Genomic DNA, 26,199 nt, shown 5'->3' on the forward strand with positions numbered 1-26,199 from the left:
AAGAGAGAGAGTTATGCTAAGAAAAAACCCTCGTGGTGATTATCCAGAAGTCCATGAGACAGCCTTTGTTGATCCAACGGCTATTTTATGTGGTTTAGTAAAAGTGGGTCCCAATGTGTTTATCGGCCCTTATGCAGTTATTCGTGCGGATGAAGTTGACGAGGATGGCAATCTAGATCCCATCATTATCGGCGCTAATTCCAATATTCAAGACGGTGTGGTGATTCACTCTAAAGATGGGGCAGCAGTAACCATTGGGGAGAATACCTCTATTGCACATCGCTCGATTGTGCATGGCCCTTGCGAAGTTGGGAATAATGTTTTTATCGGTTTTAATTCGGTGTTGTTTAATACTAAGGTGGGTGATAAGGCCGTTGTGCGCCATAACTGCGTGGTAGATGGGCATGATATTCCAGAGTCGTTTTATTTACCGTCCGCAACTGTTGTGAGTAAGGCAACGGATTTGAATTTATTAGAAACTGTACCAGAAGAAGCGCGTGAGTTTTCTGAATCAGTGATGTTGACTAATGTGAGTTTTGCTTCGGCTTATCGTAAGGTACAAAATACCTTCTAATCGATTTTTGCCTAATAATGAAATCCGTATGATGTGCTAAGTTGATTTAGCCATGATGCGGATTTTTTATTTTCTCTCTTGAAATGGGGGCATTTGACCTCATATAGCGGAAAAATCATTTTTATAGAGGGAAATATGTCTCAAGAATCAACAACACCCGAAACAAACTCTGAGCAAGAACTCGATACACAATCTCCTGTTAATTCTGAAGTAACCGAGGAGGTTACTCAAGACGAGGGTTCAGAAGAGCAAAAGCTAATCGGCGAGCTTCAGCAACAGGTGCTTGATTTAAAAGATCAGGTATTGCGTGCTCATGCAGAAATGGAAAATATTCGTCGTCGCTCTCAAGAAGAGGTATCAAAAGCACGTAAGTTTGGTACAGAGTCTTTTGCAGAAAGTCTTATCCCTGTTAAGGATAGTTTAGAGGCGGCATTGGCTGTAGAAAATCAAGCATTAGAAACGTTAAAAGAAGGTATGGAAACGACGTTGCGTCAATTAGTGTCTGCGTTTGAACGTAATCAGCTTAAAGAGATTGCGCCAGCAACAGGCGATAAGTTTGATCCAAATGTCCATCAAGCTATTTCATCTGTGCTTAATGCTGAAGTGGAAGCGAATGCGGTAGTTCAAACATTACAAAAGGGTTATACCATTGCCGAGCGTGTGTTACGTCCAGCATTAGTGATTGTTTCGGCAGGATAGTAAAAATTTCATTTAATCCCTCTTGAAAAGTGAATAAGTGAGCTTATATAGAGGGTATAGAAGAAAATAAGCAAATTTAATGTTTATTTTCACAAATGATTAAGAATATTTGAAGGTAAAATAAAATGGCTAAAATTATTGGTATTGACTTAGGTACAACAAATAGCTGTGTGGCCGTATTAGACGGTGACCAAGTAAAAATTATTGAAAACTCAGAGGGTGCACGTACAACACCATCTATCGTGGCATATGCGCAAGACGGCGAAGTATTAGTGGGTGCTCCAGCTAAGCGTCAAGCGGTAACTAATCCTAAAAATACAATTTTCGCTGTTAAGCGTTTAATTGGTCGTAAATTTACAGATAAAGAAGTTCAAAAAGACTTAGATTTAATGCCTTATGGTATTGTTGCTGCAGATAATGGCGATGCATGGGTAGAGGCTCAAGGTAAGAAACTTGCTCCTCAACAAGTCTCTGCAGACATTCTTCGTAAGATGAAGAAAACAGCAGAGGACTTCTTAGGTGAGGAAGTGACTGAGGCAGTTATTACTGTACCCGCTTACTTTAATGACAGCCAACGTCAAGCGACTAAAGATGCAGGTAAGATTGCTGGTTTAGAAGTTAAACGTATTATTAACGAACCGACAGCAGCAGCTTTAGCATTTGGTCTAGATAAATCAGATAAAGCTGATCGTAAGATTGCGGTATTTGACTTGGGTGGTGGTACATTTGACGTATCTATCATCGAGATTGCGGACGTTGACGGTGATAAACAATTTGAAGTGTTATCAACCAATGGTGATACTTTCTTAGGTGGTGAAGACTTTGACCAACGCATCATTGACTACATCATTGATGAGTTTAAGAAAGAACAAGGTACAGACTTATCTAAAGATGTACTCGCTTTACAACGCCTAAAAGAAGCGGCTGAAAAAGCGAAAATTGAACTTTCTTCTAGCTCACAAACAGAAATCAACTTACCTTATATTACAGCGGATGCGTCAGGTCCTAAACACCTTAACTTAAAAATTACACGCGCTAAGTTAGAGGCCTTAGTTGAGGATTTAATTGAGCGTACTATTGAGCCTTGCCGTGTTGCCGTAAAAGACGCTGGCATTAAGATTACCGATATTGATGACGTTATCTTAGTGGGTGGTATGACTCGTATGCCAAAAGTACAAGAGAAAGTGAAAGAGTACTTTGGTAAAGACCCTCGTAAAGACGTTAACCCTGATGAGGCGGTGGCGTTTGGTGCTGCTATCCAAGGTTCTGTACTATCAGGTGATCGTAAAGACGTATTATTGTTAGACGTGACTCCACTATCTCTCGGTATTGAGACACTAGGTGGCGTGATGACGAAGATGATTAAAAAGAACACGACAATTCCTACGAAGTTCTCACAAGTGTTCTCTACAGCTGAAGATAATCAACCTGCGGTAACCATTAAAGTGTACCAAGGTGAGCGTGAGATGGCTGTTCATAACAAGACATTGGGTGAGTTCAATCTAGAAGGTATCCCACCAGCACCACGTGGTTTACCACAAATTGAAGTAACTTTTGACATCGACGCTAACGGTATCTTACATGTATCGGCAAAAGACAAAGGTACAGGTAAAGAGAATAAGATTACTATTAAGGCAAACTCAGGTCTGTCTGATGAGGAAATCGAACGTATGGTGAAAGACGCTGAAGCGAATGCAGCAGAAGACAAACGTTTAGCTGAACTTGCACAAGCACGCAACCAAGCAGACTCACTTGTACATGCTACTCGCAAATCATTAACAGAATATGGTGATAAGCTAGAAGCTGCTGAGAAAGAAGCTATCGAAGCTGCTATTAAAGAGGTCGAAGAAGCGATCAAAGGCGATGATAAAGCAGCTATCGATGCTAAAGTTGAAGCACTTGGTACAGCCTCACAAAAACTCGGCGAGAAAATGTATGCTGATATGCAAGCACAAGCAGCAGCACAACAAGGCGCAGCAGGTGCAGAGCAACCACAAGCGGCAGATGACAATGTAGTCGATGCTGAATTCAAAGAAGTTAAACGTGACTAATTTGATATTCACGCATTAAACAAATCTTCGGCGTGCGGTCTTCATTGTGAGGGGCGCACGCCAAAACATTTTATAAAATTTCATACCTATGGCAAAAAGAGATTATTACGAGGTATTAGGATTAAGCAAAGGTGCTAGCGAGGATGAGCTAAAAAAAGCTTATCGTAAATTAGCTATGAAGTACCATCCTGATCGTAATCCTGATAGTAAAGAAGCTGAAGAAAAGTTTAAAGAAGTCAAAGAGGCTTACGAAACTTTATCTGACCCAGCCAAACGTCAAGCGTATGATCAATTCGGTCATGCGGGTGTTGATCCTAATCAAGGCATGGGTGGAATGGGTGGTGGTGCTCATTTCGGTGATATGTTCGGTGATATTTTTGGTGATATCTTTGGTGGTGGTCGTCGCTCAAGTGGTCCTCAAGTCTATCGTGGAGCAGACCTTAAATACAGTTTAGAAATTACCTTAGAACAAGCGGCAGAAGGATATAAGACAGAGATTCGTATCCCGAGCTATGAGTCTTGTACTACTTGTAATGGTTCAGGTGCTAAACCGGGTACAGAACCTATTACTTGTCGAACCTGTAACGGTAGTGGGCAGGTTTTTATGTCACAAGGTTTTTTCCGTGTTCAGCAGACTTGTCATACGTGTCACGGTACAGGTAAAGAGATTAAAGAGCCTTGCTCAAGCTGTCATGGTGAAGGACGTATTCGTAAAACCAAAACCTTGGAAGTTAAAATTCCAGCAGGTATTGATGACGGTATGCGTATTCGTTCGGCGGGCAATGGTGAGCCGGGTGTTAATGGTGGTCCACAAGGTGATTTATATGTGGAAATCCGTATTAAGAAGCACTCGATTTTTGAACGTGATGGTGACGACTTACATTGCGAAGTACCGCTACCGTTTGTAACAGCTGCCTTGGGTGGTAAATTGGAAATCCCAACGTTAAACGGTCAGGGCGAAATTGATATCCCAGAAGGTACGCAGACAGGTAAGGTATTCCGTTTGCGAGGCAAGGGTATCAAAGGCGTTCATTCTGCTTATCCTGGGGATTTATACTGCCATGTATTTATCGAAACACCGGTGAAATTAACCAATAAGCAAAAAGACTTATTGCGAGAGTTCCAAGAGTCCGTTAATGCAGACGCAGGTAAACACTCGCCACAGAATAAGAGCTTTGCAGATAAGGTTAAAGACTTTTTTAAATAAAGTCCATAAACGAAGAGAGGATATATTTTCCTCTCTTTTTTATGTTCGAGCGAGTTGGATGTAAATGACTTCTCCACCATGTACGGCACAAACTCTGTTCGTAGTAGTATTGGCGATTGATTGCGCCTCTTCATTTGGAAGATTGGCGATTTCTATTTTTTTAGCGTCTCAATTACTGTACTTGCTTCTGTAAGTGGAGTAAAAAGCGGTAAACCGTGGTAGGTAGCGGTTTTAAATAGGCAATAAAAAAGCCGTTAAACGAGTAACGGCGCGGCTTTTGCGGGTAATCTTGGGAAACTATTGTATAGGGAATTGGTAGGCGATACTGGATTCGAACCAGCGACCTCTACGATGTCAACGTAGCGCTCTAACCAACTGAGCTAACCGCCTGCAACTATAAGATTGCAAATTATAAAGGCACTATATTTTTTTTGTCAAGAGAAACGTAAACATCGAAGTTGATTTACAAACGTAACGTTATGTCTGAAAAAAACGACAAAATCCTTTTGAATTTGTAAAGGAGAGTAAAGGTAAGCATAAATTAGCAGCATGTGGGGAGAATGATTGTTAGAATCAAGGGAAAGTAAGATTGGGGATTTCCCTATTCTGGAATTTAGGAATATTAGCAATGAATAAAATATTTAAGGTCATTTGGAATCACAGTGCTCAATGCTGGGTAGCAGTTTCGGAGCTTTCAAAAACAAGAGGCAAGTGCTCATCAAGCACGGATAAAAGAAAAGCATCAGCAGTATTAGCCGTGGGAGCAGGTGCGTTGATTAGCGGTAGTGCCTTTGCAGCGGTGGTTACAACGGGAACGGTAGCGATTGATGTAGCAGGTGGGACGCCGGATGGTTTAAGTGTCGGTGGTTTGAATGGTGGTATGCTCATACACAGTAATGCAAGTGCTAACAACATTAATAGCTCTGTGTACTTTGGTAGTGAACTAGACGGCATAGCTTTTGCTAATGCGACCACCTTTGGTTCGAATATTTCGTTTAATAGTACGATTACCGATGGCAACAAGGTAAATCCAACGCTTATTGGTTCAAATATTGTTGTTAATGGTTTTGCGAATACGGGTAAAACTGGCTCACCGTTGGATGCTTCAAATAATACCGCATTGGGTTCAAATATCACGGTAAATGCGTGGAATTCTACAGTTGTCGGTGCGCATGCTTCTGCAAACGTTCGTGATGGTACGGTTGTTGGTATGAGTGCCAAATCTATGGAGATGAGTACAGCGATTGGATTTGGTAGCCAAGCACTAGGGTCTGAGTCTGTGACGATTGGCTGGAATGCTTTGGGAACTAGCGGCTCCTCTCATGTTGTCGCTATTGGTCGTATGGCAGAGTCGTTGGCAGGTAGTGCTACTGTTTTAGGAAGTACGGCGAGATCAGCAAATAACGTGACAGTTGTCGTTGGCGCGAATACTCGCGCTATGGGCTATGGTGATGTTGCTATTGGTCATCGTGCTGTCGGTGCTGGCGGTAATGCAACCGCTGTAGGTCGTTTAGCTTATGCGGCAGGTAAACAAAATATCGCATTAGGTTATCAAGCTTTAGCTGGTATCGATAATTTTGCTAATGGTGCCAATACAACTTTTAGTGCTCGTGCAACAGCGTTGCTTAATGCTAAAAAAGCATTAGCTTTAGACCCAACGAATACAACCTTACAGACAGCGTATGATACAGCCTTAGCAAATTACAATAATTTTACACTCTATGAAAATGCGACATCGATTGGTTTTGGCGCGATTGCGGCAAAAAATAATACGATTGCATTTGGTACATCAGCTGTTGCTACAAGAGAAAATGCAACTGCATTCGGTTCTCTTGCCAATGCTTCAAGTGTAAATGCGACCGCATTTGGTACTTTAGCAGCGGCTTCACGCGAAAATTCGATAGCTATGGGTACTTCGGCAAATGCTTCTAATATTAATGCTACTGCAATTGGTACTTTAGCAAATGCAAGTACGATTAACTCTATTGCAATGGGTAATAATGCAACAGTAAAAGGTCGTGCAGGAGGCTCTATTGCTATTGGTGCCAATGCGATTGTGAATGATACCACCAATGGTATTGCGATTGGTAATGGGGCGCAGTTAATTCGTACTGAAGGCGATACTAGTCGCATGTCGATCGTTATTGGTGGAGATGCGATTATCCGTAATACGGATACTTCACAAGGACGAAGCGCAACAGTTATTGGGGGTAATGCGTTAGCTGGATTTTTAACACCAAGTGGTGGTAGTGGAACTACGACTGATGACGCAGATTATGCAACAGCAACGGGTTTACTTGACTCCGGACGCTTAATGTATCGTGCAGGTATCACCAATCACCAAGGCAATGTTGATAATGGTGCTACAACAATTACTAACTTCTTACGTTCAAATGAAGCAACAGCAATCGGTGCAGATGCTCGAGCGATTGGTGACCAATCTATTGCTATTGGTGCTCAAGCGGTATCTGGTCATGCTTCCGTAGCGATTGGTGGTAATGATTTTGATGCTATCGCAGGTTATGGTTCAACCTACAAAGATATTGTTGGGGCAGCGATGCCCGTAAGCCGAGTGCCAGACCCTGTTTATAAGAAAGCTGATGGTAGTACGCCAGATAATTTCTATGAAACCACCTATGCTAAATCCGGCTCTGTGGCGATTGGTTTGAAAACCTTTTCAAATGAAGTAATGGGGACTGCTCTTGGTTTGGCCGCACAGGTGCAAGAAGGTGCTGAATTAGGTACAGCGATTGGTGCTGGTGCACGCGTGGGGAATCAGACCTCAGCAGCTGGTGCAAACATGACTTCAACCTCACAAAAATCGACCAAAGGCGGTGTGGCCATTGCTGCCGGTTCTGTGGCTGAAGGTGATTACACAACCGCCATCGGTACAAGTGCAAAAGCCCTTGAAAATAATTCTACAGCAATTTCTTATAAAGCCTTGGCAAATAATACCAATGCAACAGCGATTGGTGCGCTTTCTCAAGCAACAGGCGTAGATGCTTTAGCCATTGGTTCAGGTGCAATTGCCAGCGGAAAAGAATCTATTTCTATTGGTAAAGGCAATAATGTATCAGGCAGCCATTCTGGGGCAATTGGTGATCCGTCTTATATAACAGGAAGTGGCTCATACTCTTTCGGTAATAACAATACCATTACGACAGATAATACCTTTGTATTTGGTAGCGGCATTAACCGTAATACAGATTTAACCACAAACGGCACTCTAGGGACTGTGGCTAACTCGGTTTATTTGGGTAATGAGTCAGAGGTTACTGGTGGAGCTAGTAGTGTATCTGGTGGTGTGGGTACATTAAAAACCTTAGATTCTAATCAATTAAATACGACAGGAACAGCAACTACAGCGGGTGCAATTGGCTCGGTTGAAAATGCGACTGTCGGTAATGTGACTTATGGTAACTTCCAAGGTGCTAAAGCAATTGGTGCAGTATCTGTAGGTGCTTCAGGTATGGAGCGTCGCATTCAAAATGTTGCTGCAGGTGAAATTTCAAGCACATCTACTGATGCGATTAACGGTTCACAACTTTACTATGTGGCTGAACAAGCAGCGAAGCCATTAACCTTTGAAGCGAACACCAACGCAGCGGGTGCTACGAATGATGCAGGTTTAACACGTAAATTAGGTGAAACTTTAAGCATTATTGGTGCTGCAACGAAAGTAGATGGTATCGTACGTGATACGGTGGCACCAGTAACAGGTGCTTACAGCGCGAAGAACATTCAAACGATTGTGACCAATGACGGCGTTCAAATCCAAATGGCGGAGAACCCAGAATTTGCAAGTGTGACAGCGAAAGATGCGAACGGCAACGTAACCAAGTTGGCACCGACGGGATTAACGACGACGGACGGTACGAATACAACGACCGTAGGTCCGAACAGCATCACCGTGGGTGATACAACGGCTGCGGATGACAAACCGGTGGTAATTACCTCGGGACCGAACGGTGGTACGATTAGCAACCTAACGACGACGATTGCGGCACCGGCGACAGAAGTGGCAGCGGCAGACAAACCGACAGCGAACTTGACGAATGCAGCGACGTTGGGCGATGTATTGAATGCGGGCTGGAACTTAAAAGAGAACGGTACAGCGAAAGACGTTGTAACACCATACGATACTGTTAATTTTGTAAATGGTACAGGTACCACAGTTAGCATCGCAACGAACAATAATGTTAGCGAAGTTAAAGTAAATATTAATACCACAAGTGTTAATACGACACCTACAGATACTGCAGATGCTAGCAATGTGACGATTGCGACAAATGGTACTGTAGTGGCACCAACGACAGAGGCTGCGAAGAACAGTTTCTTGACAGCGGGTGATGTAGCTAATGTTATTAACAACTCAGGCTTTACTGTAAAAACGGATAAAGTTGGTACAGGAGAGAGCACTACTGAAGACCCATTGAAAACAGCTGGTGAGTTAATCAACCCAGGTGATACCGTAACGTTTGTAGCGGGTGACAATCTTGAAGTTAAACAAGAAGCAGGCAAGATTACTTACAAGACCAAAGAGAACGTGACATTTGCGAATGCGAATGTGACAGGAAACTTAACGGTAGGTACAGGTGATACAGCGACGACGATTACTTCAGGCACGGACGGCTTAAAAGTGGCGAAACCGGATGGTTCAGCAACGAAGATTACCAACGTAGCAGTAGGTTCTGCTGATACTGATGCGGTGAATGTTAGCCAATTGAAAGAAGTTCAAGCAGCGGCAGCCTTACCACTTACCTTTGAAGCGAATACCAACGCAGCAGGTGATGCAGGTAATGTAGGTTTAACGCGCAAATTAGGTCAGACTTTAAGCATTATTGGTGCTACAACGAAAGTAGATGGTATCGCACGTGATACGGTGGCGCCGGTTGCAGGCACTTACAGCGCGAAGAACATTCAAACGATTGTGACCAATGACGGCGTTCAAATCCAAATGGCGGAGAACCCAGAATTTGCAAGTGTGACAGCGAAAGATGCGAACGGCAACGTAACCAAGTTGGCACCGACGGGATTAACGACGACGGACGGTACGAATACAACGACCGTAGGTCCGAACAGCATCACCGTGGGTGATACAACGGCTGCGGATGACAAACCGGTGGTAATTACCTCGGGACCGAACGGTGGTACGATTAGCAACCTAACGACGACGATTGCGGCACCGGCGACAGAAGTGGCAGCGGCAGACAAACCGACAGCGAACTTGACGAATGCAGCGACGTTGGGCGATGTATTGAATGCGGGCTGGAACTTAAAAGAGAACGGTACAGCGAAAGACGTTGTAACACCATACGATACTGTTAATTTTGTAAATGGTACAGGTACCACAGTTAGCATCGCAACGAACAATAATGTTAGCGAAGTTAAAGTAAATATTAATACCACAAGTGTTAATACGACACCTACAGATACTGCAGATGCTAGCAATGTGACGATTGCGACAAATGGTACTGTAGTGGCACCAACGACAGAGGCTGCGAAGAACAGTTTCTTGACAGCGGGTGATGTAGCTAATGTTATTAACAACTCAGGCTTTACTGTAAAAACGGATAAAGTTGGTACAGGAGAGAGCACTACTGAAGACCCATTGAAAACAGCTGGTGAGTTAATCAACCCAGGTGATACCGTAACGTTTGTAGCGGGTGACAATCTTGAAGTTAAACAAGAAGCAGGCAAGATTACTTACAAGACCAAAGAGAACGTGACATTTGCGAATGCGAATGTGACAGGAAACTTAACGGTAGGTACAGGTGATACAGCGACGACGATTACTTCAGGCACGGACGGCTTAAAAGTGGCGAAACCGGATGGTTCAGCAACGAAGATTACCAACGTAGAAGCAGGTTCTGCTGATACCGATGCGGTGAATGTTAGCCAATTGAAAGAAGTTCAAGCAGCGGCAGCCTTACCACTTACCTTTGAAGCGAATACCAACGCAGCAGGTGATGCAGGTAATGTCGGTTTAACACGTCAATTAGGTCAGACTTTAAGCATTATTGGTGCTACAACGAAAGTAGATGGTATCGTACGTGATACGGTAGCACCAGTAACAGGCACTTACAGCGCGAAGAACATTCAAACGATTGTGACCAATGACGGCGTTCAAATCCAAATGGCGGAGAACCCAGAGTTTGCAAGTGTGACAGCGAAAGACGGTGATAATGTCACAAAACTTGCACCGACGGGATTAACGACGACGGACGGTACGAATACGACGACGGTAGGTCCGAACAGTATCACCGTAGGTGATACAACGGCTGCGGATGACAAACCGGTGGTAATTACCTCTGGTCCAAACGGTGGTACGATTAGCAACTTAACGACGACGATTGCGGCACCGGCGACAGAGGTTGCAGCGGCAGACAAACCGACAGCGAACTTGACGAATGCGGCGACGTTGGGCGATGTATTGAATGCAGGCTGGAACTTACAAGAAAACGGTACAGCGAAAGACGTGGTGACAGCGTATGACACCGTGAACTTTGTGAATGGTACGGGTACTGTTGTAAACATCATAACGACAGACAACAATGTGAGCAAAGTACAGATTGATGTCAATACAAGTGCATTAACTCAAAATATCACGACAACCGATGGTAAAGCGGGATTGCCAACAACAGGCACGCCTGATGGTAACAAACTCGCGACAGCAAGCGATGTTATCAATGCAATCAATAATTCAGGTTGGAATACGAATTCAACTACAGCGACGGGTACCGCAACAAATACATTGGTGAAACCGGGTGCTGCAGTGAATTTTGAAGCAGGAACCAACATGGAGGTCGTGCAAAAAGTTGAAAATGGTAATGTGAGCTATACATACCAAACTAAAGAAAATGTGACATTTGCGAATGCGAATGTGACAGGAAACTTAACGGTAGGTACAGGTGATACAGCGACGACGATTACTTCAGGTGCGGACGGCTTAAAAGTAGCGAAGCCAGATGGTTCAGCGACGAAGATTACCAACGTAGCCAACGGTACGGTCTCTGCAGATAGCAAAGATGCTGTAAACGGTAGCCAGTTATATGCGGCAGGTAATGCGACAGCCAATGTACTTGGTGGTACAACAACGGTGAATAGTACAACAGGTGCGCCAGAGGGCTTTACATTTAATGTAACAGATGCTGCGGGCAACACACCAGCTAACTTACAAGCAACGAATGTGACAGGTGCTTTAAGCAACTTGAATACGTATATTAATCAAGGTTGGATTGTAGGTAACAATGCTGGTACTGAAGTGGCACGTATTGCACCAAATGAGCAAGTGAATTTTGTTGATAGTGATACTATCAGCGCTACTGTTCAAGCTAACGATAAAGGTGGTGCGAATATCAGCTTTAGCGTGAAATCAGGCTCTGTTTCTGGTGGTGGTAATGGTTCTACTACCGGTTCAGGTGGTTTTGTAACAGGCTCACAAGTTGCGGAAGCGATTAATCAATCTGGTTGGAGCTTAGCCGCAGATGGTACAGCGGGTTCTGAACTCATTAATCCATCTGAGACGGTGACCTTTAAAGCCGGTAACAACATGGAAGTCGTACGTGATGGAGCCAACATCACCTACAAAACGAAAGAAAACGTCACCTTTACCAATGTGAATGCAACAAATGTAGCAGCAGATACGGTAACAGTTGGACCTGTGACAATCAGTAAAACCGATGGCATTAATGCGGGTGATAAGAAAGTTACAGGTGTTGCAGCCGGTGATATTAGCCCAACAAGTACGGATGCTGTCAATGGTGCTCAAATTTTTGCCTTAACAGGTGGTCAAACGACTAATGTGACCAATATTACGGTGAAAAATCCTGATGGCACAGAAACAACCTATAACAATGTGGTTGTTGATGAGAATGGTAATCCAGCGCTCATTACGTATAACGTAGATGGACGTGGTGAATATATTACTAACTCAGTCATTACTGCTGTGAATAATATGAACCAACAAGGTATTAAGTTCTTCCATACTAACAATAGCACTAACCGTGTTACTTCGATGGATCAACGTACAAATGGTGAAGACTCACAGGCTGGTGGTGCTTATGCAACAGCGATTGGCTATAAAGCGATTGCACAAGGCGATAGCGCTTTAGCAATGGGTAATAGTGCTACAGCGACAGGCGAAAATGCGATTGCGATTGGTATTAACGCTCAAGCTACTGCAAAAAACAGTATCAGTGTTGGTAATGGAAACATTGTGGAAGGTAAATCTTCAGGTGCATTCGGTGACCCTAACTATGTGATGGGAACAGATGTAAACAATGTTGCAGTAGAAGGCAGCTATGCTATTGGTAATGACAACGTAATTAACTCAAGCAATACTTTTGTATTGGGCAACAATGTCAACAACAGTGGAACTGTTGGTGCTAATGGCAAACCTGTTGCGCAAGGCAATACCGTTCAAAATTCTGTTTACTTAGGCAATAACACAACGGCAACGGCAGGTAATGGTAGCCAAACTGGTAGCTTGAGTAATTTGAAAACAGATGGTACAGCAGGTAGTACGACAACGGCAGGTTCAACAGGTACAGTGTCATCGGCAACGGTGAATGGTATTACCTATGGTGGTTTTGCTGGTGCAACGGCAAATGGTGTGGTATCTGTAGGTGCGGCTGGTGATGAGCGTCGTATTCAAAATGTGGCCGCAGGTGAGATTTCTGCAACCTCAACTGATGCGATTAATGGTAGCCAGTTGTATGCAGTGGCAAGCCGTATCAATAACGGTGTAGATCAAAAATTGGGAGATATCTATAATAAGATGAATGCCAATGATAAAGATTTACGAGCTGGTGTTGCTGGTTCTAATGCTGCAGCATCATTACCTCAAGTCACTTTACCTGGTAAATCAATGGTTGCGGCCGCAGCAGGTACATATCGTGGTCAGCAAGCATTGGCGGTTGGTTATTCGCGTTTAAGTGATAATGGTAAAATTATCATTAAAGGACAAGCGAATACGAATACACGTGGTCAATATGGTGCTGGTGTAGGTATTGGTTACCAGTGGTAATTCGTTAAATTATAGATGAACAAACCCCCATAAGTAGGAGACTACTTATGGGGGTTTTAACTGTTATGTTTAAAAATCCCCAGCGAATGCCATACTCATTTTCTCAATAGTGAGATACTTTCTTGTGACTCGGTTAATCTCAGTCAGGGTAAGTGCTTTCACTTTTTCCTCAAATGCTTTATTCCACGTAAAATCGCGACCGCTTTCTAAGTAGCGTAGCCATGTTGAACTCAAGACATTGTCTTGTGCTCTAGCAAGTGCACGTAGATTAATAATCGCTGCAATACCCTTATCCAATTCTTCTTGGGTAAAGCCGTCATCCACAACTTGTTTTACGGTATCTATCACAATTTTTTTGACGATTTCTCGGTTAGCAGGGGAATAAATGGCTTGAATTGTCCATTCTGCAGAGGGTTCAAAAGAAGAGGCGTTTATGCCGCTATTGACACTATACGATAAGCCTTTATCTGCACGTACGGCTTGGAAAAGGCGAGAGGCCTCACTACCGCCTAATAAGTGATTAGCTACTACTAATGCGGGGAAATCCATATCGTTATTTTGAATAGGTAAGAGCAGCTTTCCAATCAAAATTGCATTGGCTTTTTCTGGGGTTTTGATAACAAATTCTTTGGGAGCATATTCACCATAAGGGTCAGCAATATAGCGATATGTTGGCGCTTTTTTCCATTGACTAATTTCTTGACGTAAGGTTTGGATGATTTGCTCTGGCTCAAAAGCACCGACAATAGATACATCGATATTACCTGCGGCAAAATTTTTACGATTAAAGGCAAGGAGCTTATCTTGGGTGATATGCTCAATCGCTTTTAATTGCTCTTCGGGGTTAGCAACATAACGGAAATCATTTGGTTTGAAGTTACTCAAATAATGATTAAGTGCATGAGCTGCTTTAGATGCGGGTTCTTCACTATTGGCTTTAATCGCACGACGGACTTGTGTAATAAAGTTAGTAAGCTCTTGTTCTGGGTAATTGGCTTTTTGGATTAAGGATAGACTAAAAGAGAGTAACTCAGATAGGTATTCTTGGGTTGTCGATAGTGAGACGACAAGCTGATTGCCACTAATATGATAGCTGAGAGAGCCATTCAGTTCGTCCACTTTATCTTGGATATCTTGTTGTGAAAGTTCATCTGTACCACTACTAATCAAACTCGCTGCAAAGCTAGATAATGTCGCTTGATTTGATAACTGATTAAGTTCAGAAAATTTAATACGATAGTTAGCAAATACACGATTGCCACGAGTAGGTTTGGGTAGTAAAGCATATTGGATAGTACCATTATCTAAGGTGATACTTCCTTGGCGTGTTTGTGTCTGAATATTGTCTGCAGAGGTATCAAAAGCCTCGATTAATTGATGGCTTGAGTCACCTTTATAGTCGGCAAAGAGTTGTGTTAGGTTTGGACGCTCTATCTTGGGGGCACGAGGCGTTTTCTCAGTAGGAATATACTGTCCGCTGATACGATTACTAGGGACAAAATAATGTTCTGCAGTTTGTTGAACCTCAACAAGACTGACATTTTTGACATAATCACGCTCAAGGAAAAAGAGTCGCCAATCACCCGCCGCAATAGCCTCACTTAAACCGATGCCTAGATGTTCTGTATTGGCATAGAGTTTTTGCCATTGATTGAGCCAATAGGTGCGCGCGCGTTGTAGTTCATCCTCACTAATGGGATGTGTAGCTAAATCTTCTAAAAGTGTATTGAGTTGTTTTGAGGCTTGATCAATATCCTTGTTGTCGGAAAGTTGGGCACCAAAGAAAGCTAGACCGCTATGGTATTGTGTATGAACAAGTCCAAAGGTATTCGCAGCAATTTTTTGATCTTGAACTAATTGGCGGTAGAGTAAACCAGAGGGTCTGTCGCTTAGAATATTGACCGCCATATCTAGGGCGACATAATCTGGATGAGCCGCACTAGGAATGTGGTAAGCATTTGCTACAAAGGGCATATTGCCAGTTTGACGTAAGATGATATTGCGTTCTCCGTCTTGGACGGGTTCAAGCGTCGGTGGTTCCTCCAGTGTGCGGGCAGGTTTTGGAATGCTAGAAAAAACCTCTTCGATAAATTCTAGTGTTTGTGCTTCGTCGAAGCTCCCTGCAATCACTAGGGTAGCGTTATCAGGTTGGTAGTAAGTGTGATAAAAGCGTTGTAATTCACTCGCTTGCATGGCTTTTAAATCATCGGGTGAACCGATAATGGGTGTTCCAGCATTGCTCCAATGATAGGCACTTGACTTTATTCGCTCAAATAATACTTGCATAGGATTATTTTGTGAGCGTTCACGTTCGTTAAGAACAATGTCGACTTCTTTTTTTAAATCCTCTGAGGAAATGTGTAGGTTTTGCATTACATCGGCTTGCCAGCGTAGATACCATTTTAATGTATCAGCATCAGCCGAGAAAATAGCATAGTAATTGGTTCTATCGGTATTCGTACTACCGTTAGCATTGAGTCCTTTTTCTGAAAATTGTTGTAAAGCATCAGGATAACGTTCTGTCCCACGGAAGACCAGATGCTCGAGAAGATGTGCCATTCCGGTATGACCATAACGTTCATGACGAGAACCAACACGGTAAGTCATATTAACCGTAGTGCTTGGTTTAGAAGCATCGGGAACGAGAAGGATTTGCAAGCCATTGTTGAGTTGGTATTCGGTGATACCTTCGATAGATTGGATTTTAGTAAAGGCTTGACTTAATGTGGACAGCATAAATAAAACAGAAATAAGAAAAAGTTTAAACATACATTATTTGGCAAGAAAGCGCATGCCTTCTTCAATGCCATCTACAGTGGTGGGGTACATACGAGATTGCATTATTTGTTGAATAAGCGCAATGGATTGTCGGTATTGCCAATAGCGTAATGGCTCAGGATTAAGCCAAATGGTTTTAGGCCATGTCTCTATAATACGTTGTAACCACGTTGCGCCACTTTCTTGGTTATAGTGTTCAACTGATCCCCCGGGAAAGTTAATTTCGTAAGGGCTCATGGTAGCATCACCGACAAGAATGACACGCCAGTCTTCATTATACTTGCGTAATAAATCCCATGTCTCAATATATTCACGTTGTTGCTGAGGAGAGTAACGCCAAACACGTTCATAGATACAATTGTGGAAGTAGTAGACTTCTAAATGCTGAAATTCACTACTAGCGGCCGAAAAGAGCTCTTGCATTTGTTGAATATGATCGTCCATACTACCGCCAACATCTAAGAGCATAAGAACCTTAACGGTATTACGTCTTTCTGCTCGCATACGGATATCGAGAAATCCAGCGTTTTTAGCAGTATGTGCAATGGTATTATCTAAATCAAATTCACTAGGCCGACCTTCTCGAGCAAAGCGACGTAAACGTCTAAGGGCTATTTTAAAATTACGGGTACCGAGTTCTTGATCACTATCATAGGCACGAAATTTACGCTCATCCCATACTTTAACCGCGGTACGGTGACCTGCACTTTCTCCACCTACACGAATACCTTCTGGATGATAGCCACTATTGCCAAAGGCTGAGGTACCACCGGTACCAATCCACTTATTGCCTCCGGCATGACGACCTTTTTGCTCTTCTAAACGTTGTTTAAAGAGCTCCATCAGTTTATCCCAACCATGTTTAGCAATAGCAGCTTTTTCTTCTTCACTAAGGTGCTTTTGGAACTCTTTGATAAGCCACTCCATCGGGATTTCTTTTTGTAAACCAGACATTTTTGCTTCCACACCTTTGGCAAAGAGAGCAAAGGCTTGATCAAATTTATCAAAAAGCGTTTCATCTTTGACGAGTGTTAGGCGAGCTAATTGGTAGAAGTCCTCTAGTGTTGGCGCCATAATAGGTTGGCGTAATGCTTCTAAGAGAGTCAAAAACTCCTTGATAGAAACAGGGACTTTATGATGACGTAAATGATAAAAAAAGTCTATTAACATAGGCACTGACCATTAACAGATGAATATCAAAGCATTAAGTGTATGAATGCGTGAATAAATTAACGGTGGCTCATTTGTATAAGGCGCTCAAGTAAAGCTAAATCCTGCTCGTTTTTTAGTAGAGCACCATTGAGTGTAGGTAGCCCATTATTACGTTGGAGTTGTTGTGCAGATAACCCTTGTGCATTTAATAAAGCTATCCAATCAATAAATTCGGATGTGGATGGTTTTTTCTTCAGTCCGGGTATTTCACGTAAACGGAAAAACTGTGCCATTGCTGCTTGTAATAAATCCTCTTGCAGAGTTGGGAAGTGAACTTTCACAATTGCCTTTAATGTCTCTGCGTCTGGGAATTGGATATAGTGAAAGAAACAGCGACGTAAGAACGCGTCGGGTAAGTCTTTTTCATTATTAGACGTGATAATCACTAATGGACGGTGTTTGGCTTTAATCAGTTGTTGGGTTTCGTAGACAAAGAACTCCATTTGGTCGAGTTCACGTAATAAATCATTGGGAAACTCAATATCTGCTTTGTCAATTTCATCAATAAGAACCACACAAGGCGTATCAGCACTAAAGGCTTGCCATAAAACACCTTGTTTGATGTAATTCTCAATATGATGAACTTTATCATCACCGAGTTGTGAGTCTCGTAAACGAGAGACAGCATCATATTCATAAAGCCCTTGATGCGCTTTAGTGGTGGATTTGATATGCCATTGCAAAAGAGGGCGACCTAGCGATTTGGCAACTTCCTCGGCGAGGAGGGTTTTTCCTGTGCCAGGCTCACCTTTAATCAGTAGTGGGCGTTGTAATAAAAGTGCCGCATTAACCGCCATGGTTAAATCAGGGGTGGCAATATAGTTATCTGTTCCTGTAAATTGTACTTGCATGGTGTCTCCGCAAATCAAGGGTGTCAGTTATTATGCTAAACGTTTTTGTAGTAAATCCATATAAAGCTCATTATTGAGTGGTGTACCTAGTCGTTGTGATTCCCAAATCACTTGACCTAGACATTCCATAATTTCGTGCATGGCATCGTGTGGATTGCGACGTTGGCTAAGTTGCTCAAAAATTGCTTTAATGCCCGGTGGGCTATTAATAGAAACTTGCTCTTCAATGGCCAAATGCATAGAAAGGTGTAAGAAAGGATTGACTTGTCCTCCACTAACCGTGAAGTCTTGTTGTTTGGCTTCTGCTGAGGAAAGTAGAGCATGGTATTCTGGATGTTCTAGAATCCATTTAAGCGCAGTAGCTTCGATAGGTGAAAGCACACTTTTCTCAAGGTGTTTTTGCCAAGTTGTCATAAAAAATTCTCGAACTTGGTCTCGTGTTGGATTAAACATAATTGGTTAATACTTAAAAATAGAGCGTCAATAAAGAGAAATAATATCAGGAGGCTATAAGAGGATATGCTAAGTGCCGTCGTTGCATACTATTATAGAGGAAAGTTCTGTATAATTTTTAAGAATTAATTATCTTCCTTTGGGGGCTATATGGCATATCAACACATTCAAATACCAGCAGGTGGTAGTGCGATTACGATTAACGCAGATCAAACGTTAAATGTACCGCTACAACCTATCATTCCTTTTATTGAGGGAGATGGGGTAGGTGTTGATGTCACACCTGTTATGCGGCAGGTGGTCGATGCCGCCGTTGCAAGGGCTTATGGTGGGACACGTAAAATCCATTGGATGGAGATTTATGCGGGTGAGAAATCCACTAAGGTATATGGTGAGGGACAATACCTCCCTACAGAAACTATTGAGGCAATGCGTGAGTATGTGGTGTCTATTAAAGGCCCGCTTAATACTCCTGTAGGTGGTGGTATCCGCTCATTAAGTGTGGCGATGCGTCAGGCATTGGATTTATATGTTTGTTTGCGTCCTGTGCGTTATTTTAAAGGTGTGCCCTCACCATTGCGTCACCCTGAAAAAACGGATATGGTTATTTTTCGCGAAAACTCTGAAGATATTTATGCTGGTATTGAGTTTGAGGCAGGTAGTGAACAGGCCGCTAAACTTATCGCATTTCTGACGAATGAGTTAGGAGTGAATAAAGTTCGTTTCCCTAAAACATCGGGTTTGGGGATTAAGCCTGTTTCTCAAGAGGGTACAGAGCGTTTAGTACGTCAAGCTATTCAGTATGCGATTGACTTTGATAAGCCAAGTGTCACTTTAGTGCATAAAGGCAATATTATGAAATTTACCGAAGGTAGTTTCCGTGACTGGGGTTATGCTTTGGCTCGTCGTGAGTTTGGGGCAGAGTTAATTGATGATGGCCCATGGTGTCGCCTTAAAAATCCTAAAACAGGTCGTGAAATTATCATTAAGGATGCGATTGCTGATGCATTCTTGCAGCAAGTGTTATTGCGCCCAAGAGAGTTTTCAGTCATTGCGACAATGAACCTCAATGGGGATTATATTTCCGATGCTTTAGCAGCACAGGTGGGTGGTATTGGTATTGCACCGAGTGCTAACTTATCTGAAAGATCGGCCATTTTTGAAGCAACACATGGTACTGCACCACGTTATGCTGGCAAAGATTATGTCAATCCAGGGTCGTTGATTTTATCGGCAGAAATGATGTTAAGACATATCGGTTGGTCTGAAGCAGCGGATTTAATTATTGAATCGATGGAAAAGGCGATTTTGTCTAAAAAAGTGACCTATGATTTTGCTCGCTTAATGGAAGGGGCTGCACAGGTTAGCTGCTCTGGTTTTGGTCAAGTCATGATTAATCAAATGGATAAATAATATGTCGAGTTTTACGATTGCGGCTTTGTATAAATTTGTGGATTTGCCTGATTTTGAGGCATTACAAGCGCCTATCCAAAAGGTTGCAGATGAAAATGATATCAAAGGCATTTTATTATTAGCGCGTGAGGGAATTAATGGCACGATTGCTGGCTCACGTGAGGGAATTGATAAAATGTTGGCCTACTTACGTAGTGATGCGCGCTTGGCTGATTTAGTGCATAAGGAATCCGCTTCAGATGATAAAGCACCTTTTCATCGTTTGCGTGTACGTCTTAAAAAAGAAATTGTGACGATGGGTCAGCCGAATGTTAATGCCTTAAATGCGGGTATTTATGTTAAGCCAGAGGATTGGAATGCCTTGATTTCTGATCCTGACGTGGTGGTGGTCGATACACGTAATGATTATGAGGTAGGGATTGGTACATTTAAGGGGGCAATTAATCCGCATACGGAGAGCTTTCGTCAATTTCCTGATTGGGTACAAGAGCAATCCAAAACGGGTGGACTCTTAGATAAACAAAAAACTAAAAAAGTGGCGATGTTCTGTACTGGGGGGATTCGTTGTGAGAAATCAACGGCTTATATGAAGTCGCAAGGTTTTGACGAGGTTTATCATTTAGAAGGGGGAATCCTAAAATATTTGGAAACAATTCCTCAGGAGAAAAGCCTATGGGAAGGGCAGTGCTTTGTTTTTGATGACCGTGTATCGGTGGGGCATCAATTGATTCCTGGTTCTTATGTACAATGCCGAGCTTGTCGTCATCCTTTAAGTGAAGAGGATACGCAATCTATTCATTATGTTCGAGGAGAGAGTTGCCCTTACTGTTATGATAAGGTGACGGATGAGCAAAGAGCGCGTTTCCGTGAGCGTCAGAAACAGGTCGATTTAGCTAAGGCTCGTTCAGAGACACACTTGGGTGCGGATATGCAAGAGCAAATTCAACAACGTCGCCTAGAAAAAGAGGCAGTAAAAGAGCGACTACGTGCCTTGAATCGTCAAAAAACGGCGGTGGCAACTAAGTAATAACCATATCAGGGAAATACCTAGGTGCAAATAGTTACGCTTTGTTGCATAATAAAACCATGCAGTGAAGGAGACACCTGCATATATAGCAGAGAAAATCAGTAGCAGTACCTGACAGCCCTTAGTGGGTTGTACAAATAAAACAAAGACAAACACAAAAGCCACTCTTTGGAGTGGCTTTTGTGTTTTTGTGGTTATTATCGATACTGAGTGGATTGCTTGACTATGGCGTCTGTGGATTGGCACCGTGCCGTAAAGCGCTATCCCCTAAGGCGAGGAAACTTTAATCTGTCACACTAAGTACTAAACCTAGAATGCCCGCAGCAATCAGAGGACCCACAGGTACGCCTTTAAAAAAGGCTACACCGATAACCGTACCAATTAATAAACCTGTTACAAGAGCTGGTTGTAAGGTCATTAAACTGACACCTTTACCGCCTAGCCAAGCGACAAATATCCCGACGACAATAGCGGCGATGAGTTTCCAATTGGTCAGTAGTTCGCTAAATTCAGGAAGTTGAATTTTGCCTGATACTAAGGGACTGAGTACACCAATGGTGAGAATAATAATGCCCACATTAATCCCATTTCTTACTACCCACGGCAAGTAATTGGCGAGAATAGTTTGCTGCATAATTAGCAATACACAAGCGGCAATCGTAATAGCATTATTGTGACTAATAATACCGAGCGCAATGAGGACAAGGAGTAGTCCGGCGACCGTATCAAAATGAAGATTAAACATAAATAATGGTCTTTATTAAATTATGATCCTTTGCCAAGAATAATGAGGGCTCCCTCACCCCCCATACTTTCAGGAGCAGGTATAAAGGCAGCAATTTGATCTAAATCACGAAGCCAAGAGATAACGCGTTGTTTTAATACGGTTTTACCGTCTTTAGAGCCGTAACCTTTACCATGAATAATCATAAAGCACTTTACATTATGCTCAAAACAAGTTATGACAAAGCGGTCAAAACGAATGGTGGCTTGTTCTAAGGTCGCACCATGTAAGTCTAAAGTGGCCTCAATGGGCCAGACTAATTGTTTGAGTTTGCTGAGAACATCTTTGCCAATGCCTTCAGCGAGGTAGGTATATTCATCTTGTGGCTGAATGTGACTAGGCTTGACGGGGCGAGTCGCTGGTGCTTTGGTGCGTTTGGGCATTAATAAATGCGGTTCTCCCTCTGCCTGTTCGCGTTTGGCACGATAGAATTCAGGATTTTTTAAAGGGGCTGCTTTTTTATCAATACGGTTGGTATCGGTTAACGGTGTTACGCCACGTAGAGTTTGATGAAAAAGTTGAATATCATCCTGACTAAGTGGAGGCACTTTACCTTGAGCAAGAGCAGACTGTTTTTTTTGCTCAAAAGCCTGTTTTTCTAATTTGTTTTTTTCTTGGACAAATTGTTTTTGCAGTTTTTTGAGCGCTTGCAATTCACCTTTAATTGCTTTCATGCTCTTCTAACCAACGTTGAGCATCTAAAGCCGCCATACAACCCGTACCCGCACTGGTAATGGCTTGTCGATAAATCGTATCTTGTACATCACCAGCAGCAAAGACACCGGGAACAGAGGTCATTGTGGCTAAACCTTCATGACCAGATTTCGTAATGATGTAACCATCTTTCATGGCGAGCTGCCCCTCAAAAATACCTGTATTTGGTGAGTGACCAATCGCAATAAATGTACCTGTTACGGCGATGTTTTCTGTTGCGCCAGTATCCACGTTTTTAATGCGGACGCCATTAACACCCGTACTGTCGCCCAGTACCTCATCAAGTACCGCATTAAGGCGAAGTTCCATATTACCGTTTTGGACTTTATCCATCATTTTGTCAATCATAATAGGTTCTGCACGGAACTTATCACGACGATGGATAACGTAAACCTTACGAGCAATATTCGACAGATAAAGCGCTTCTTCGACAGCAGTATTACCACCGCCCACAACGATAACATCTTGATTTCTATAGAAAAAACCATCGCATGTTGCGCAAGCAGAAACACCTTTGCCCATAAAAGCTTCTTCGCTAGGTAAACCTAGATAACGTGCAGACGCACCTGTGGCAATAATCAAGCTGTCGCAGGTATAGGTATTACCCATATCAGATTCAAGCGTAAAAGGACGTTTTGATAAATCCACTTTACTGATTTGATCAAAGACAACGTTGGTATCAAATCGTTGAACGTGTTTTAGAAAACGATCCATGAGTTCAGGACCCTGTACACCATCTACATCAGCTGGCCAGTTATCGATTTCTGTGGTGGTCATTAATTGACCGCCCTGAGCCATACCAGTGATTAACATCGGTTTTAAATTAGCACGTGCTGCGTAGAGGGCGGCCGTGTAGCCAGCAGGACCTGAACCTAAAATAATAACTTTAGCGTGTTGAGAGGTACTCATGGAATATTCACTCCTGAGAATGTTTTACATTCTTTCGTGGTTGTTTGGTTTTATAATAGCAAGATGTAATTATAAATGAGTTTTATGGCACGTACTAAAAATACTTCAGAAAAACGCTACTCGCGTATTAGCAGAACAGAACAACCCGAAACTCCCCAAGAAGAAAGTAATCGTTTGGTTTCTATGTTTGTAGAAGCCAAAGGATTGATTTATCTTGGCATTACGGTTGCATTAGCAGTTCTTTTATTTTCTTGGCACGCTACTGACCCAGGCTGGGTAAGCACATCTAGTGATGGTGAGGTACGCAATTTATTGGGTAAGTTAGGCGCTTATACAGCGAATATTCTTTATTATTTAGCTGGTGCTTCTGCTTGGTGGTTGGTGGTTCTTATTGCGCAGCGCACATATGTCGCTTTTAAGCGTGTTATTAAATCTGTGGTGATTGACCCAGAGTTAGCCTTGCCACGTGTGCAATGGGAAGTGTGGATTGGTTTTATCCTAGTTTTCCTAGGTTCGATGGGGATAGAAGCTACGCAAAATCGTCTTTTTGACTTTGGCTTACCTGGTGGGGCTGGGGGAGTTCTTGGCAATTTATTGGCTAGCCAATTACAAACTTACATTGGTATTGGACCGGCAGCGATGGTTTTACTATTGGTGTTTGGTTTGGGTTTAAGTTTGTTCTTTAATTTTTCTTGGTTGGGTCTTGCTGAGAAAATCGGGACAGTTATCCAAAAGAGCATTAGTTTTGTCATTAATTTGCGCGAAGAAAAAGAAGATCGCAAAATTGGTGAGCAAGCTTCAGAGGTTCGTGCCACCCTTGTTGAAACTCAAAAAGAACAGTTGCCTGCTCATGAAGATCCTATTCGTATTGAGCCTGCGGTAACACAAGTTAAATTGGCTCCAAAAGTTGAACAACAAGTCAAACAGCAGAAATTATTTACAACACCTGTAGATGATAGCGAGCGAGCAGAGCGTAGCCAAAGTCAATTACCTACATTGGATTTATTAAATCCAGCACCAGAAATGATTGAAACGGTTTCTGTGGATGCGATTGAGTTTAACTCTCGTATGATTGAGAAAAAACTTCAGGACTATGGTGTTGAGGTTAAAGTGGTTGCTGCACAAGCGGGTCCAGTGATTACGCGTTATGAAATTGAGCCGGCTAAGGGAACACGAGGTTCTAAAATTGTTGAACTTGGTCGTGATTTGGCACGTGCATTAAGTTTAGTGCGTTTACGTGTGGTAGAAACCATTCCCGGCAAGGATGTGATGGGTATTGAGTTGCCTAACCCTCGTCGTCAAATGGTAAGTTTGAGCGAAATTATTGGTTCTGAGCATTATCATAAGAGTAGCTCTTTGCTCACGATGGTTCTGGGTAAAGACATTGCCGGTAATCCAGTGGTTGCTGATTTGGCCAAAATGCCGCACTTATTGGTTGCCGGTACGACAGGTTCAGGTAAGTCTGTGGGTATCAATGCGATGATTCTATCGCTTCTCTATAAAGCTCATCCTGATGAGGTCAAATTGATTATGATTGACCCTAAGATGTTAGAGATGAGTGTTTATGAAGGTATTCGTCATTTATTAGCACCTGTTGTGACAGATATGCGACAAGCCTCTAATGCCCTCAATTGGTGTGTGGCGGAGATGGAGCGACGTTACAAATTGATGAGTAAATTAGGGGTTCGTAATATTGCTGGCTATAATGCCAAGATTAAAGAAGCCGAAAAGCAAGGCGAGAAAATTTATAACCCATTTTCTTTAACGCCTGAAAATCCAGAGCCATTAAGTACATTGCCACTTATCGTTGTGTTTATTGATGAGTTAGCAGACTTGATGATGGTCGTGGGCAAGAAAATTGAAGAGTTAATTGCTCGATTAGCGCAAAAAGCACGAGCAGCAGGTATTCACTTGGTTTTAGCGACGCAGCGTCCTGATAGAACCGTGATTACTGGCTTGATTAAGGCCAACGTTCCAACACGAATTTCTTTCCAAGTATCGACCAATACCAATTCTCGCATTATTTTGGATCAGGGTGGTGCTGAGTCTTTGTTAGGTCAGGGTGATATGCTGTATATGGCACCCGGTGCAGGTGTGCCGTTACGTGTTCATGGCGCTTTTGTGGCGGATGAGGAGGTTCATCGTGTGGTTGAGTTCTTACGTGCACAAGGTGAACCGGAATATATTGAAGGTATCCTTGAAGGCGGTGTTGCAAGTGCCGAAGAGGGTGTTGGCGGTGTCTTTGGGGGCGGTGGTGATGCCGAAAAAGATGAGCTGTATGATCAAGCGGTTGATGTAGTTTTGCGTAGTCGTAAAGCCTCGATTTCGTTGGTTCAACGTCGATTACGTATCGGTTACAACCGAGCAGCGACGTTATTAGAACAAATGGAAGCAGCAGGTATTGTGTCACCAATGAATGCGAATAACAATCGAGAAATTCTTGTACCAGAGCTACAAGGGTTAGAGGATAATGATTAATGTAGTCTAAAACGTTAATTA

At 42.7% G+C, this 26,199-nt stretch carries 15 protein-coding genes and 1 tRNA gene; 8 read left to right on the forward strand and 8 right to left on the reverse strand.

The genetic code is table 11. The features are described 5' to 3' along the window. Positions 1-13 precede the first annotated feature (13 nt). From HKX39_RS03095 to dnaJ, 4 genes are all read left to right on the forward strand, one after another. Positions 14-574, forward strand: coding sequence for a gamma carbonic anhydrase family protein (locus HKX39_RS03095; protein WP_171679831.1), 561 nt, complete (start codon positions 14-16; stop codon positions 572-574). A gap of 135 nt (positions 575-709) precedes the next feature. Then, positions 710-1,273, forward strand: coding sequence for a nucleotide exchange factor GrpE (grpE, locus tag HKX39_RS03100; protein ID WP_171679832.1), 564 nt, complete (start codon positions 710-712; stop codon positions 1,271-1,273). Positions 1,274-1,398: 125 nt separating this feature from the next. Next, on the forward strand, positions 1,399-3,324 hold the full coding sequence (dnaK, locus tag HKX39_RS03105; RefSeq protein ID WP_171679833.1) for a molecular chaperone DnaK: 1,926 nt from the start codon (positions 1,399-1,401) through the stop codon (positions 3,322-3,324). 88 nt (positions 3,325-3,412) lie between these two features. Beyond that, positions 3,413-4,531 (forward strand): molecular chaperone DnaJ, encoded by a 1,119-nt coding sequence (gene dnaJ / locus HKX39_RS03110; RefSeq protein WP_171679834.1) that lies wholly within the window; start codon positions 3,413-3,415, stop codon positions 4,529-4,531. 313 nt (positions 4,532-4,844) lie between these two features. Here dnaJ and HKX39_RS03115 read toward each other — a convergent pair. Further along, positions 4,845-4,921: transfer RNA gene (locus tag HKX39_RS03115), tRNA-Val, on the reverse strand. 238 nt (positions 4,922-5,159) lie between these two features. On the opposite strand from HKX39_RS03115, the gene HKX39_RS03120 reads away from it, so the two are divergent. After that, complete coding sequence (locus tag HKX39_RS03120; RefSeq protein WP_171679835.1) at positions 5,160-13,559, forward strand: YadA-like family protein; 8,400 nt, start codon at positions 5,160-5,162, stop codon at positions 13,557-13,559. A gap of 69 nt (positions 13,560-13,628) precedes the next feature. Here the strand turns inward: HKX39_RS03120 and HKX39_RS03125 are convergent, their stop codons facing one another. Genes HKX39_RS03125 through HKX39_RS03140 form a run of 4 tightly spaced genes read right to left on the reverse strand, consistent with a single transcriptional unit; the run spans position 13,629 to position 18,853 of the window. Further along, positions 13,629-16,328, reverse strand: coding sequence for a M16 family metallopeptidase (locus tag HKX39_RS03125; protein ID WP_171679836.1), 2,700 nt, complete (start codon positions 16,326-16,328; stop codon positions 13,629-13,631). Between the two features lie 3 nt (positions 16,329-16,331). After that, the gene (locus tag HKX39_RS03130; protein WP_171679837.1) at positions 16,332-17,507 is read right to left on the reverse strand and encodes a vWA domain-containing protein; all 1,176 of its coding nucleotides are present in this window, start codon (positions 17,505-17,507) and stop codon (positions 16,332-16,334) included. A 59-nt stretch (positions 17,508-17,566) separates the two neighbouring features. Continuing rightward, the gene (locus HKX39_RS03135) at positions 17,567-18,400 is read right to left on the reverse strand and encodes an AAA family ATPase (RefSeq protein WP_171679838.1); all 834 of its coding nucleotides are present in this window, start codon (positions 18,398-18,400) and stop codon (positions 17,567-17,569) included. A 30-nt stretch (positions 18,401-18,430) separates the two neighbouring features. Continuing rightward, a complete protein-coding gene (locus HKX39_RS03140; protein WP_171679839.1) occupies positions 18,431-18,853 on the reverse strand; it encodes a DUF1841 family protein in 423 nt (140 codons plus the stop codon). A 150-nt stretch (positions 18,854-19,003) separates the two neighbouring features. On the opposite strand from HKX39_RS03140, the gene icd reads away from it, so the two are divergent. Continuing rightward, entirely contained in the window at positions 19,004-20,266 is a 1,263-nt protein-coding gene (gene icd, locus HKX39_RS03145; protein ID WP_171679840.1) for an NADP-dependent isocitrate dehydrogenase, read from the forward strand. A gap of 1 nt (position 20,267) precedes the next feature. Continuing rightward, positions 20,268-21,293 (forward strand): oxygen-dependent tRNA uridine(34) hydroxylase TrhO, encoded by a 1,026-nt coding sequence (gene trhO / locus HKX39_RS03150; RefSeq protein ID WP_171679841.1) that lies wholly within the window; start codon positions 20,268-20,270, stop codon positions 21,291-21,293. 283 nt (positions 21,294-21,576) lie between these two features. On the opposite strand, the gene HKX39_RS03155 is transcribed toward trhO, so the two are convergent. Genes HKX39_RS03155 through trxB form a run of 3 tightly spaced genes read right to left on the reverse strand, consistent with a single transcriptional unit; the run spans position 21,577 to position 23,700 of the window. After that, complete coding sequence (locus tag HKX39_RS03155) at positions 21,577-22,038, reverse strand: DUF441 domain-containing protein (protein WP_171679842.1); 462 nt, start codon at positions 22,036-22,038, stop codon at positions 21,577-21,579. 20 nt (positions 22,039-22,058) lie between these two features. After that, on the reverse strand, positions 22,059-22,751 hold the full coding sequence (locus tag HKX39_RS03160) for a Smr/MutS family protein (protein WP_171679843.1): 693 nt from the start codon (positions 22,749-22,751) through the stop codon (positions 22,059-22,061). Further along, positions 22,738-23,700 (reverse strand): thioredoxin-disulfide reductase, encoded by a 963-nt coding sequence (trxB, locus tag HKX39_RS03165; protein WP_171679844.1) that lies wholly within the window; start codon positions 23,698-23,700, stop codon positions 22,738-22,740. The genes HKX39_RS03160 and trxB overlap by 14 nt, the downstream gene beginning before the upstream one ends. A 75-nt stretch (positions 23,701-23,775) precedes the next feature. Here trxB and HKX39_RS03170 point away from each other — a divergent pair, with 75 nt between their 5' ends. Continuing rightward, positions 23,776-26,178: a DNA translocase FtsK gene (locus HKX39_RS03170; protein WP_171679845.1), complete on the forward strand. Its 2,403-nt coding sequence runs from the start codon at positions 23,776-23,778 to the stop codon at positions 26,176-26,178. Positions 26,179-26,199: the final 21 nt, after the last annotated feature.

This window comes from Pelistega suis, from assembly GCF_013133795.1.
Taxonomy (GTDB): Bacteria; Pseudomonadota; Gammaproteobacteria; order Burkholderiales; family Burkholderiaceae_B; genus Taylorella; species Taylorella suis.